General features: G+C 53.5%; 14 protein-coding genes. 8 read left to right on the top strand and 6 right to left on the bottom strand.

All coding sequences use genetic code 11. The features are described from left to right. Positions 1-187: 187 nt before the first annotated feature. The gene (gene argS, locus OGV94_RS07225; RefSeq protein WP_286522982.1) at positions 188-1,921 is read right to left on the bottom strand and encodes an arginine--tRNA ligase; all 1,734 of its coding nucleotides are present in this window, start codon (positions 1,919-1,921) and stop codon (positions 188-190) included. Positions 1,922-2,159: 238 nt separating this feature from the next. On the opposite strand from argS, the gene OGV94_RS07220 reads away from it, so the two are divergent. Next, on the top strand, positions 2,160-2,726 hold the full coding sequence (locus tag OGV94_RS07220; protein ID WP_043016735.1) for a VOC family protein: 567 nt from the start codon (positions 2,160-2,162) through the stop codon (positions 2,724-2,726). A 2-nt stretch (positions 2,727-2,728) separates the two neighbouring features. Then, positions 2,729-3,475 (top strand): copper homeostasis protein CutC, encoded by a 747-nt coding sequence (cutC, locus tag OGV94_RS07215; RefSeq protein ID WP_043016734.1) that lies wholly within the window; start codon positions 2,729-2,731, stop codon positions 3,473-3,475. A 178-nt stretch (positions 3,476-3,653) separates the two neighbouring features. Here the strand turns inward: cutC and cmoB are convergent, their stop codons facing one another. From cmoB to OGV94_RS07190, 5 genes are read right to left on the bottom strand one after another with little or no spacing between them, the layout of a single operon-like run. Beyond that, entirely contained in the window at positions 3,654-4,622 is a 969-nt protein-coding gene (cmoB, locus tag OGV94_RS07210) for a tRNA 5-methoxyuridine(34)/uridine 5-oxyacetic acid(34) synthase CmoB (protein ID WP_043016733.1), read from the bottom strand. Then, positions 4,619-5,362 carry a carboxy-S-adenosyl-L-methionine synthase CmoA gene (gene cmoA / locus OGV94_RS07205; RefSeq protein ID WP_100194491.1) on the bottom strand — a complete coding sequence of 248 codons (744 nt, stop codon included), beginning with the start codon at positions 5,360-5,362 and terminating at the stop codon, positions 4,619-4,621. Before cmoA ends, cmoB begins: the two co-directional genes overlap by 4 nt. A gap of 40 nt (positions 5,363-5,402) precedes the next feature. Next, positions 5,403-5,798, bottom strand: a complete 396-nt coding sequence (locus OGV94_RS07200; RefSeq protein ID WP_003833847.1) for an MAPEG family protein — start codon at positions 5,796-5,798, stop codon at positions 5,403-5,405. Between the two features lie 51 nt (positions 5,799-5,849). After that, a complete protein-coding gene (locus tag OGV94_RS07195; RefSeq protein WP_087052607.1) occupies positions 5,850-6,668 on the bottom strand; it encodes a DUF72 domain-containing protein in 819 nt (272 codons plus the stop codon). Beyond that, on the bottom strand, positions 6,665-7,231 hold the full coding sequence (locus tag OGV94_RS07190; protein WP_043016730.1) for a hydrolase: 567 nt from the start codon (positions 7,229-7,231) through the stop codon (positions 6,665-6,667). The genes OGV94_RS07195 and OGV94_RS07190 overlap by 4 nt, the downstream gene beginning before the upstream one ends. A 288-nt stretch (positions 7,232-7,519) precedes the next feature. Between OGV94_RS07190 and aspS the strand changes: the two genes are divergently transcribed. The 6 genes from aspS (at position 7,520) to ruvB (ending at position 12,776) form a co-directional block, all read left to right on the top strand. Continuing rightward, entirely contained in the window at positions 7,520-9,292 is a 1,773-nt protein-coding gene (gene aspS, locus OGV94_RS07185) for an aspartate--tRNA ligase (RefSeq protein WP_043016729.1), read from the top strand. A 1-nt stretch (position 9,293) separates the two neighbouring features. Beyond that, complete coding sequence (nudB, locus tag OGV94_RS07180) at positions 9,294-9,737, top strand: dihydroneopterin triphosphate diphosphatase (protein WP_043016728.1); 444 nt, start codon at positions 9,294-9,296, stop codon at positions 9,735-9,737. A gap of 28 nt (positions 9,738-9,765) precedes the next feature. Beyond that, positions 9,766-10,509, top strand: coding sequence for a YebC/PmpR family DNA-binding transcriptional regulator (locus tag OGV94_RS07175; protein ID WP_003833836.1), 744 nt, complete (start codon positions 9,766-9,768; stop codon positions 10,507-10,509). Positions 10,510-10,543: 34 nt separating this feature from the next. Continuing rightward, entirely contained in the window at positions 10,544-11,065 is a 522-nt protein-coding gene (ruvC, locus tag OGV94_RS07170) for a crossover junction endodeoxyribonuclease RuvC (protein WP_003034867.1), read from the top strand. Between the two features lie 80 nt (positions 11,066-11,145). After that, entirely contained in the window at positions 11,146-11,757 is a 612-nt protein-coding gene (ruvA, locus tag OGV94_RS07165; protein ID WP_286522980.1) for a Holliday junction branch migration protein RuvA, read from the top strand. An 8-nt stretch (positions 11,758-11,765) separates the two neighbouring features. Next, complete coding sequence (ruvB, locus tag OGV94_RS07160; protein ID WP_286522978.1) at positions 11,766-12,776, top strand: Holliday junction branch migration DNA helicase RuvB; 1,011 nt, start codon at positions 11,766-11,768, stop codon at positions 12,774-12,776. The last annotated feature ends 49 nt before the right edge of the window (positions 12,777-12,825 follow it).

The following is a 12,825-nucleotide window of genomic DNA, read 5'->3' as shown; positions in this document are numbered from 1 at the left end:
AATGATACGGAGGCTTAAACGGGATGACAGGCAAAAAATGTTCCATATCTCTACGGAAATGTGTCATTCCTTGTGGGTTGTAACAAATTACAGTGCACGTAGCCGTTTATCGTAGGCTGGATAGCGGTCATTCGGGAAAATAAAAAAGCCCGCGACATAGCGCGGGCTTTCACAGTACTGGAGGTGATTACATACGTTCTACGGTTTCGATACCCAGCGTATCCAGACCCAGCTTCAGGGTTTTCGCCGTCAGCTGTGCCAGTTTCAGTCGGCTGTTACGAATCTCTTCGTTTTCGGCACTGAGGATAGGGCAGTGCTCGTAGAAGCCGGAGAACAGACCGGCAACGTCGTACAGGTAAGCACACATCACGTGCGGCGTACCTTCACGTGCAACGACGGTCAGCGTTTCTTCAAACTGCAGCAGACGCGCAGCCAGTTGGGCTTCGCGATCTTCGCTGATAATCACCTGCGCATTTGCCAGCGCGCTTTCGTCGATATCTGCTTTACGGAACACGGACAGTACGCGGGTATAGGCGTACTGCATATAGGGTGCGGTGTTACCTTCGAACGCCAGCATGTTGTCCCAGTCGAAGATGTAGTCGGTAGTACGGTTTTTGGACAGGTCCGCATATTTCACCGCGCCGATACCGACCGCATTTGCCAGTTTTTCCAGCTCGTCGGCAGGCATGTCCGGATTCTTCTCAGCGACCAGACGACGTGCGCGCTCCAGCGCTTCATCCAGCAGATCGGCCAGTTTCACCGTGCCGCCCGCGCGGGTTTTGAACGGCTTGCCGTCTTTGCCCAGCATCATACCGAACATGTGGTGTTCCAGCGGTACGGAGTCCGGCACATAACCGGCCTTACGCACGATGGTCCAGGCCTGCATTAAGTGCTGATGCTGACGGGAGTCGATGTAATAAAGTACGCGATCGGCATGCAGCGTTTCATAACGATACTTGGCGCAGGCGATATCGGTTGTGGTGTAGAGATAGCCGCCATCTTTCTTCTGAATGATTACGCCCATCGGTTCGCCTTCCTTGTTCTTATACTCATCAAGGAATACGACGGTAGCGCCTTCGCTTTCAACAGCCAGGCCTTTAGCTTTGAGATCGGCCACGATGCCAGGCAGCATTGGGTTGTACAGGCTTTCGCCCATTACATCGTCACGGGTCAGGGTAACGTTGAGGCGATCGTAGGTTAACTGGTTTTGCGACATGGTAATGTCGACCAGTTTGCGCCACATCTCACGGAAGTATTCATCGCCGCCTTGCAGCTTCACGACATAACTACGAGCGCGTTCTGCGAAGGCTTCATCTTCATCGTAGTGTTTTTTCGCATCACGATAGAAACCTTCCAGGTCAGCCAGCGCCATCTCTCCGGCATTCTCCTGCTGCTGTTTTTCCAGCCACGCGATAAGCATACCGAACTGAGTACCCCAGTCGCCGACGTGGTTGGCGCGGATAACCTTGTGGCCGAGGAATTCCAGCGTACGCACCGCAGCATCACCGATGATGGTGGAACGCAGGTGACCAACGTGCATCTCTTTCGCTACGTTAGGTGCGGAATAATCAACAACAACGGTTTGTTTCGCCGGTTGAGTGACGCCCAGACGATCGGAGGCCAGCGCCTGCTGAACGTGCTGCGCCAGAAATGCCGGATCGAGGAAAATATTGATAAAGCCCGGGCCGGCAATTTCAACTTTGCTGGCGATCCCGTTGAGATCCAGATGAGTCAGCACCTGCTCAGCCAGTTGTCGCGGCGCCATACCCAGTTTTTTAGCGACAGCCATCATGCCATTAGCCTGATAGTCGCCGAACTGTACTTTTGCTGACTGACGAACCTGTGGTTCGCAATCTGCAGGCGCGCCTGAAGCAATCATGGCCTGACTGACTTTTTCTGAGAGAAGAGCCTGAATATTCACCGGAATACCTTACATTTATGAAGCGGGGAAAAATTCACCGCACCAGTTTAAGAATTAAGGGCGGGAGTATACTGCAAATGCCCGTTGCCGTCAGCACTGCGAGTAGCGTGCGCAGTCTAAAATTCAGTCAATGCAATGACGTTTTAGTCTTCATGTTACGTTCGAAGAAAACAGCGGTTGGATGGCGCAGCGCAACAGAGTAAATTAGCAGCTTTGAACATAGATATGAGCTTTTAATATGGCGAACTGGCAGACCGTTGCAGAACTACAGGATATTTCTGCAGATTTACCGCATTTCACGCAGGCATTAACGGAACTTTCCACCCGTCTTGGGCTGGATATTTCAGGGCTGGAAGCCGACCACATTTCCTTGCGTTGCCACCAAAATACCACCGCAGAGCGCTGGCGTCGTGGCTTTGAACAGTGCGGTGAATTGCTGTCAGAAAACATGATTAACGGCAGACCTATTTGTCTTTTTAAACTGTATGAGCCGGTTTGTGTGCAACATTGGCAATTTTCCATCGTTGAACTGCCGTGGCCGGGCGAAAAACGCTATCCGCATGAAGGCTGGGAACATATTGAAATTGTTCTGCCGGGTGAGGCACAAACGCTGAACGCCAGAGCGCTGGCGCTGCTTTCAGATCACGGTCTGAGCCAGCCGGGCATATTTGTAAAAACCAGCTCGCCAAAAGGCGAGCGCGAACGTTTACCGAATCCGACGCTGGCGGTCAGCGATGGCAGCGTAACGATAAAATTTCATCCGTGGTCGATTGAAACCATAGTGGCAAGCGAACGTCAGGAGTGAGCATGGCTTTACTGGAAATCTGCTGTTACAGCATGGAGTGCGCGCGTACGGCGCAGCAAAACGGCGCGGATCGCATTGAGCTTTGCGCAGCACCTAAAGAAGGCGGCTTAACGCCGTCTCTGGGCGTCCTGCGTTCTGTTCGCCAGCATGTTTCGATTCCCGTCAATCCCATTATACGACCGCGTGGAGGCGACTTTTGCTATACCGACGGTGAATTCGCTGCAATGCTGGATGATATCGCGATGGTCCGGGAACTGGGGTTCTCAGGGCTGGTAACTGGCATTTTAAATGCGGATGGCGATGTCGATATGCCGCGCATGGAGAAAATAATGATCGCCGCCGGTTCACTGCAAGTCACTTTTCATCGTGCCTTTGATATGTGTGCTAACCCACTCAATGCGCTAAAAAAATTAGCTGATTTGGGCATCGCCAGAGTGCTGACTTCCGGGCAAAAATCAGATGCGGCGCAAGGTTTAACAAAAATAATGGAACTTATTGCGCAGGCGGATGCTCCAATCATTATGGCCGGAGCGGGGGTTCGCGCCTCGAATTTGTCCCTGTTCCTTAATGCTGGAGTGCAGGAAGTCCACAGTTCTGCCGGAGTATGGCTGGCTTCACCAATGCGTTATCGCAATTCGGGGTTGTCGATGTCTTCGGATACGCAGGCGGATGAATATTCACGCTATGCGGTAGACGGGGCGGCGGTTGCGGAAATGAAAGCAATCATTGCACACCATCAGGCCAGCTGATTTTTACCGTTGCATCATGTCGCCCAATATGATGCTTGCTCGTACCAGGCCCCTGCCAATTCAACAGGGGCCTTTTTTTATCCTTCATATTTCAAGCCGCAGCAGCGTTGGCCGCCTTGCTGCAACTTGAACTATTTTGGAGAAACGGTGCTATACGTAACGGTCATCCGGCAATCCATCACGGCTTACGCGCAATCAATACCGCGCGTAATGGGGCGGGGTAGCCTTCCACCGTTTTGCTGTGGTCGTTCGGGTCGAGGAAGTCGGCCAGCGACTCGGTTATCATCCATTCGGTACGGCGCTGTTCTTCGGTAGTGGTGACGCAGACATCGGCGATACGCACATCAACAAAACCGCATTTTTCCAGCCAGTTTTTTAACGCCAGCGCAGACGGAATAAAGTAGACATTACGCATCTGCGCGTAGCGGTCGCCCGGAACCAGTACGGTATTTTCATCACCTTCGACGACCAGCGTTTCCAGCACCAGTTCACCATCTTTAACCAGTTGATCCTTCAACTGCCACAGGTGTTCCAGCGGTGAACGTCGGTGATAAAGCACTCCCATGGAGAATACGGTATCAAAGGCGTTGAGCGCTGGAAGCTGTTCAATGCCCAGCGGCAGCAGATGAGCGCGCTGGTCATTGCCCAGCAGTTTACGCACCGCCTCAAACTGGCATAGAAACAGTTGCGTAGGGTCGATACCAACCGCCAGATGCGCCCCCGCGCCAATCATGCGCCACATGTGATAACCACTGCCGCAGCCGACATCAAGAATGGTACGGCCAGTGAGGTCAGACAAGTGCGGCAGAACGCGATCCCACTTCCAGTCCGATCGCCACTCGGTGTCAATATTGACGCCGTACAGCGAGTACGGTCCTTTACGCCATGGCATCAGGTTACGCATCAGAGTGTCGATACGTTTGAGTTGACCTTCGCTGAGCGGCTCTTTGCTTTCTGCTGTAACGCTATGAAGTAAGTCCAGGCGATGCGGCGTTAGCTCGGGCAGAAACTCGACGGCGTTTGACCACTGCTTAAACAAGCCGTGCTGATCGCGCTGCCAGGTAGCGATTTGCGCCGGAAGCGTTTCCAGCCAATGGGAGAGATGGTTTTTGGCAATCAGCTGATAAAAGTTACCAAAGTCGATCATGCGCCTACCCCAGCTTTCAGCGCCACCAGAGAACCAAAGTTGAAGCACTGGAACCACAATTCGCTGTGCTCGAAACCAGCCTGATGCAGTCGCGCTTTGTGCGTTTCGACCGAGTCGGTCAGCATCACGTTCTCCAGCATGCTGCGCTTCTGGCTGATTTCCAGTTCGCTATAGCCATTTGCCCGTTTGAAGTCGTGGTGCATGTTGAACAGCAGCTCGCCAACGTTAGCGTCTTCGAAACTGAATTTTTCAGAAAGAACCAGCGCGCCGCCGGGATTCAGCCCCTGATAAATCTTATCCAACAACGCCTGGCGCTCAGGTGGCTCAAGGAATTGCAGGGTAAAATTCAGCACCACCATCGAGGCGTTTTCGATAGTAATGTTGCGAATATCGCCTTCGACAACCTCAACCGGGGTCGGTGCCTTATAGGCGTCAATATGACGACGGCAGCGCTCAACCATCGCCGGAGAGTTATCGACAGCAATAATTTTGCAATTCTCGTGATGAATATTGCGACGCACCGAGAGCGTCGCCGCGCCCAGAGAGCAGCCCAGATCGTAGACCTGCGTGTTGGGTTGTACGAAACGTTCAGCCAGCATACCAATCATAGAAATGATATTGGAATAACCAGGAACGGAACGCTGGATCATATCCGGGAAGACTTCAGCTACCCGTTCATCAAAGGTCCAGTCACCCAGACTGGCGATAGGCGCAGAAAAAAGCGTGTCGCGGTGAGACATAACGTAAAAATCCGGGAAAAATAAAGTGGCGTATTGTGCGCTAATGCAGGGAGAAAACCAACTCCCAGGGCATATACCAAAGATTCGCCAGCACCATTAGCAACAGCGAACACCAGGTTGCGCTCATGCCTGAACGGCGCCAGCGGAAGAGCCGGTGGTGGAATCCGTAATAATGCATCAGTCGTCCGGCAATCAACATCAGCCCGCAAATATGCACCATCCACGTCTCTGCGCCGTTCATTTCCATAAATAACAGCAACACTAACGCGACGGGAATATATTCCACCGCATTACCGTGAATGCGGATAGCGCTTTGCAGTTCGCTAAAACCTCCGTCGCCATAGGCAACGCGGTATTGCATGCGCAGGCGAACGACGTCAAAGGAGAACTTTATTAACAATAACGCACCCAATACGGCATAAAGCGCGCTTACCATACAAACTCCCTTTAAAATGGCAGATGGCATTGTCTATGATAGGTGGCAATTTCAGAAAAGAGAAGATTGCTGTGGAATAGACGGTGCTGATCCGATCTCTGGCAGGACGTTACGTAAATCTGCCCATAGCGTGTCTACAAGCTCCGGGGCCTGTGCGATGTCCGGTGTATGCAAAAACAGATACGGCGTCGTGGTGTGTTCCCATCGCGACAGCTTGGTCAGCCAGACGGCAAAAAGCTCGCTATTTTGTGCCATATCATCGCTGCCGATAAAGCGTACCATCGGATGGTTTGCCGTCACTACTGCATGTACCGGCACCTTTGGCTTCTTGCGCTGGGCGTCACGTATCGCTTCAGTATGCGGGATTGCGGCATGCACCGGGCGGCTGTCCAGAATTACCCGGTTTACGCCACGCTCGTGTAAGCCCCGATTAAATAGCAGCTCGGCTTCGCCCTTGGCAAAGAAGTCTGGATGGCGAACTTCCACACCGTAGGTAAAGGCTTTGGGGAGCGCATCGAGAAACTGCCACAGGGCAGGCAGGTCACGCGGACCAAAAGTCGCGGGTAATTGCAGCCAGTATTGTCCAATGCGCGATTCCAGCGGCGACATGCGCGTGAAAAACTCCTGTACCAGGTCATCGCAATTACGCAGCGCGGCCTGATGCGAAATGGTGGCCGGAAACTTAAAGCAAAATCGAAATGCATCGGTGGTCTGTGCATGCCAGCGGGCAACAATGTCCGCTTTTGGCAGCGCGTACAGCGTGGTGTTGCCCTCCACACAGTTAAAGTGGCGGGCATACTCTTCAAGGTTTGAGATCCCCAGACGCACCCATTTAGGATGCGACCACTGGGGTAAACCGATATAAATCATAGCGCTTGCAGGATCTCGTCCACGCTGCGTACGCGTGCGATACGCGGGAAAATATGCGTCATGCTGCCCCGGTGCTGATCGGCGCTGGCGGCGCTACAGGCGTCTTCTGCAACAATCAGATTAAAACCCAACTCCCACGCATTTCGCGCCGTCGACTCTACGCCAATGTTTGTGGATATGCCGCACAAGACGATAGTATCAATGCCCCGACGACGCAGCTGTAGTTCCAAATCGGTACCGTAAAACGCGCCCCACTGGCGTTTGGTGACTTCGAGATCGCTGGCGCATTTTCCCAGAGCCGTCGGGTAATCCCACCAGTTTTCGGGCAACGCTTTTGCCGGAGTCTGAGCATCTACCGGTTGTTTCAGCGCTTCGGCGTAATCGTCAGACCAGCCGACGCGCACCATTACTACCGGGGAACCGTGGGCACGGAATTTTTCCGCCAACTGCGCGGCGCGGGTAACCACATCGTGTGCCGTATGAGGCCCGCCAGCGAAAGACAGGATCCCTTCCTGTAAGTCAATCACGACAAGGGCGGTTGTTTTTGCGTTCAGTTCCAGCATGGTCACTCCAGTAAAAAATAGATTTCCGTTACACCTTAATCGCGAATCAGTGTGAAAGGGGCGACAATTTTTGTTATTTTTTGTGAGATTACGCAATGCCCGTCCAGGAAACAGGCGTACAGTCAGTACCGGACTAAGAGTCTATCCCAGTAGGCTCTTATCGTGCGGCAGAATTTCCAGTATAATAGCCGCCTTTTTTCATTCAGTTGTGACATTCAGCTAAAGCTGCGACTTCGTCACCTGCGAGACAGGTGACAATCCGCCTGCGGCAAAGTTAAGGGATATCTCATGCGTACAGAATATTGCGGACAGCTACGTCTGTCCCACGAGGGGCAGCAGGTGACTCTGTGTGGTTGGGTCAACCGTCGTCGTGATCTTGGTAGCCTGATCTTTATCGATATGCGCGACCGCGAAGGTATCGTGCAGGTATTTTTCGATCCGGACCGTGCGGACGCGTTAAAGCTGGCCTCCGAACTGCGTAATGAGTTCTGCATCCAGGTTACGGGCACCGTGCGTGCGCGTGATGCGAAAAACGTCAACGCCGATATGGCGACGGGCGAAATTGAAGTACTGGCCTCCGATCTGACCATCATCAACCGTTCAGACTCGCTGCCGCTTGACTCAAACCACGTCAACACCGAAGAAGCGCGCCTGAAGTATCGCTATTTGGATCTGCGTCGTCCTGAAATGGCGCAACGCCTGAAAACGCGTGCCAAAATTACCAGCCTGGTGCGTCGTTTTATGGACGACCACGGCTTCCTCGACATCGAAACGCCGATGCTGACCAAAGCGACGCCGGAAGGCGCACGCGATTACCTGGTACCTTCTCGCGTACATAAAGGTAAGTTTTACGCGCTGCCGCAGTCTCCTCAGCTGTTTAAACAGCTGCTGATGATGTCGGGTTTTGACCGCTATTATCAGATCGTAAAATGCTTCCGTGATGAAGACTTACGTGCTGACCGTCAGCCTGAATTTACCCAGATCGACGTTGAGACTTCCTTCATGACCGCACCGCAGGTGCGTGAAGTGATGGAAGCACTGGTACGCAATCTGTGGCTGGAAGTTAAAGGTGTGGATCTGGGTGATTTCCCGATCATGACTTTTGCCGAAGCCGAGCGTCGTTACGGTTCCGATAAACCAGACCTGCGTAACCCGATGGAGCTGGTTGACGTTGCCGATCTGGTTAAAGGCGTTGAGTTCGCGGTGTTCTCTGGTCCGGCGAACGATCCGAAAGGCCGCGTGGCTGCCCTGCGTGTACCGGGCGGTGCTGCACTGAGCCGTAAGCAAATTGACGATTACGGTAACTTTATCAAGATTTACGGCGCGAAAGGTCTGGCTTACATCAAAGTCACCGAGCGTGCGAAAGGCCTGGAAGGTATCACCAGCCCGGTTGCTAAGTTCCTGAACGCAGAAATCGTGGAAGCGATTCTGGCGCGTACCGGTGCGCAAGACGGCGACATGATTTTCTTCGGTGCCGACAACAAGAAAGTCGTTGCCGACGCGATGGGCGCGCTGCGTCTGAAACTGGGTAAAGACCTGAGCATTACTGACGAAGCTAAATGGGCGCCGCTTTGGGTTATCGACTTCCCGATGTTTGAAGACGATGGTGAAGGCGGTCTGACCGCAATGCACCACCCGTTCACCGCGCCGAAAGATATGACTGCCGCTGAGCTGAAAGCTGCGCCGGAAGAGGCGGTTGCCAACGCGTACGATATGGTCATCAACGGCTATGAAGTGGGCGGTGGTTCCGTGCGTATTCACAACGGTGATATGCAGCAGACCGTATTCGGTATTCTGGGCATTAACGAGCAAGAGCAGCGCGAGAAATTCGGCTTCCTGCTGGATGCGCTAAAATACGGTACACCGCCGCATGCGGGCCTGGCGTTTGGTCTGGATCGTCTGACTATGCTGCTGACCGGTACTGACAACATTCGTGACGTTATTGCTTTCCCGAAAACCACGGCTGCAGCGTGTCTGATGACTGAAGCGCCGAGCTTTGCCAACGAAGCAGCGCTGGCGGAACTGAGCATTCAGGTTGTTAAGAAGGCCGAGAATAACTGATATGACATACAAACAGCCTGTCTCGGTGTTAGTCGTGATTTATGCAAAGGACACCGGGAGAGTGCTGATGTTACAGCGACGCGACGATCCTGATTTCTGGCAGTCGGTCACCGGCAGCCTTGAAGAGGGTGAAACCGCGTCGCAAGCCGCGATGCGCGAAGTAAAGGAAGAGGTCGCCATTGATGTTGCGTCTGAGCAACTGACCTTAATTGACTGTCAGCGCACGGTGGAGTTCGAGATTTTTAGCCATTTACGTCATCGCTATGCGCCGGGAGTTGAGCGTAATACTGAATCCTGGTTTTGCCTGGCACTTCCCTCAGAACGAGAGATCGTGTTCACCGAACATCTGACCTATCGTTGGGTTAATGCGGCTGAAGCCGCTCAGTTAACCAAGTCGTGGAGTAACCGGCAGGCGATTGAAGAGTTTGTAATTAACGTCGCCTGAAAAGGCGCGCTTTTTGGAGATATTATTTATGGCAGGTCATAGTAAATGGGCCAACACCAGACACCGTAAAGCAGCGCAGGATGCTAAACGCGGTAAAATTTTCACCAAAATCATTCGTGAGCTGGTGACGGCGGCTAAACTCGGCGGCGGCGATCCGGATGCTAACCCGCGTCTGCGTGCAGCGGTTGATAAAGCGCTGGCTAACAACATGACCCGTGACACCCTGAACCGTGCAATCGCGCGCGGCGTGGGCGGTGATGAAGATTCCAACATGGAAACCATCATCTATGAAGGTTACGGTCCTGGCGGTACAGCCGTTATGATTGAATGTCTGTCTGACAACCGTAACCGTACCGTTGCGGAAGTGCGTCACGCATTCACGAAAACGGGCGGTAACCTCGGTACTGACGGTTCCGTAGCTTACCTGTTCAGCAAAAAAGGGGTGATCTCCTTTGAACAAGGCGACGAAGACGCCATCATGGAAGCTGCGCTGGAAGCAGGCGCTGAAGACGTTGTGACCTTCGACGACGGCGCGATTGATGTTTACACCGCGTGGGAAGAGATGGGCAAAGTGCGTGATGCGCTGGAAGCGGCAGGTCTGAAAGCGGACGCGGCTGAAGTGTCGATGATTCCATCCACCAAAGCGGATATGGATGCAGAAACAGCGCCGAAGCTGATGCGTCTGATCGATATGCTGGAAGACTGCGACGACGTGCAGGAAGTTTACCATAACGGTGAAATCTCTGACGAGGTGGCAGCGACCTTAGAATGAGGTGGCTGTGCCGTAACCTGACTGGAGGTGCGTGATGTCTATTATTCTCGGCATTGACCCGGGATCGCGCATCACCGGTTATGGCGTAATCCGTCAGGTCGGCAGACAGCTGACCTACCTCGGCAGCGGTTGTATTCGTACCAAAGTCGACGATCTGCCGTCCCGTCTGAAGTTGATTTATGCGGGCGTGACGGAAATCATCACCCAGTTTCAACCGGACTATTTTGCCATAGAGCAGGTCTTTATGGCGAAGAACGCCGATTCGGCGCTAAAGCTGGGGCAGGCGCGTGGCGTGGCAATCGTTGCGGCGACCAATCAGGATCTTCCGGTCTTTGAATACGCGGCCCGCCAGGTAAAACAGACCGTGGTGGGTATCGGTAGCGCGGAAAAAAGCCAGGTTCAGCATATGGTGCGCACGCTGCTAAAACTTCCGGCAAACCCGCAGGCAGATGCCGCGGATGCGCTGGCGATTGCCATTACCCACTGTCACGTCAGCCAGAACGCCATGCAAATGAGCGAGTCGAGGCTGAATCTGGCGCGAGGTCGGTTACGTTAGTGACAAATGAGGCTGGATATCTATCCAGCCTTTTTTTATGATAGCGCATTACCTTTTAGCCCTTAACGCAGGAGCGTCATGTGATAGGCAGACTCAGAGGCATCATTCTTGAAAAACAACCCCCGCTGGTTCTTCTGGAGACGGGCGGGGTAGGCTATGAAGTGCATATGCCGATGACCTGTTTCTACGAGTTGCCGGAAGCCGGGCAGGAAGCGATTATCTTCACCCATTTTGTGGTGCGTGAAGACGCTCAGTTGTTGTATGGCTTTAACAACAAGCAAGAACGTACGCTGTTTAAAGAGTTAATTAAAACCAACGGCGTGGGGCCGAAGCTGGCGCTGGCAATCCTCTCTGGTATGTCTGCACAGCAGTTCGTTAATGCCGTTGAGCGTGAAGAACTTGGCGCGCTGGTGAAATTACCGGGCATTGGTAAGAAAACCGCAGAACGTTTGATTGTTGAAATGAAAGACCGCTTTAAAGGTCTGCATGGCGACCTCTTTACCCCGGCAGCGGATCTGATCCTGACCTCTCCGGCTAGTCCGACAACGGACGACGCCGAGCAGGAAGCGGTTGCTGCGCTGGTGGCGTTGGGCTATAAACCACAGGAAGCCAGCCGCATGGTGAGCAAGATTGCCCGCCCTGATGCCAGCAGTGAAACCCTGATTCGTGAAGCGCTTCGCGCGGCATTGTGAGGTAAAGGATGATTGAAGCAGATCGCCTGATTTCGGCTGTCAGCACTACCTCTGAAGATTTGGTGGATCGTGCGATCCGTCCTAAATTACTGGAAGAGTATATTGGCCAGCCTCAGGTACGTTCGCAGATGGAGATTTTTATCCAGGCGGCGAAGCTGCGCGGTGACGCTCTCGATCACCTGCTGATTTTCGGTCCTCCAGGTCTGGGTAAAACCACGCTTGCCAATATTGTGGCCAATGAAATGGGCGTTAATCTGCGCACCACTTCCGGTCCGGTACTGGAAAAAGCGGGCGATCTGGCGGCAATGCTGACCAACCTTGAACCCCACGATGTGCTGTTTATCGATGAAATCCATCGCCTGTCACCGGTGGTGGAAGAGGTGCTGTATCCGGCGATGGAGGATTATCAGCTGGATATCATGATTGGCGAAGGACCGGCTGCACGTTCGATCAAGATCGATCTGCCACCGTTTACGCTCATTGGGGCGACCACGCGTGCCGGGTCGTTAACCTCTCCGCTGCGTGACCGCTTCGGTATTGTGCAGCGCCTGGAGTTCTATCAGGTGGCTGACCTGCAGCATATTGTTGGGCGCAGCGCACGCTATATGGGGCTGGAAATGAGCGATGAAGGCGCGCTGGAAGTGGCGCGTCGGGCCCGCGGTACGCCGCGTATTGCCAACCGTTTGTTACGCCGGGTACGCGATTTCGCCGAAGTGAAGCATGACGGCACAATTTCAGCAGACATCGCCGCTCAGGCACTGGATATGCTCAATGTGGATGCGGAAGGATTCGATTATATGGACCGTAAGCTGCTGCTGGCGGTTATCGATAAATTCTTCGGCGGACCGGTTGGCCTGGATAACCTGGCGGCGGCGATTGGGGAAGAGCGTGAAACCATTGAGGACGTGCTGGAGCCGTATCTGATTCAGCAAGGTTTTTTGCAGCGTACGCCGCGCGGAAGAATGGCAACGGTGCGCGCATGGAACCATTTTGGCATTACGCCGCCAGAGATGCCTTAGTGCCTGATGTCGCTACGCTCATCAGGCCTGGGCGATTTTGTATGCCCGG

It is taken from the genome of Citrobacter sp. Ce006 (genome assembly GCF_030336535.1).
GTDB lineage: Bacteria > Pseudomonadota > Gammaproteobacteria > Enterobacterales > Enterobacteriaceae > Citrobacter > Citrobacter europaeus.
Note: the sequence above shows the minus strand (reverse complement) of the source record. Positions and strands in the feature narration are given on the sequence as shown.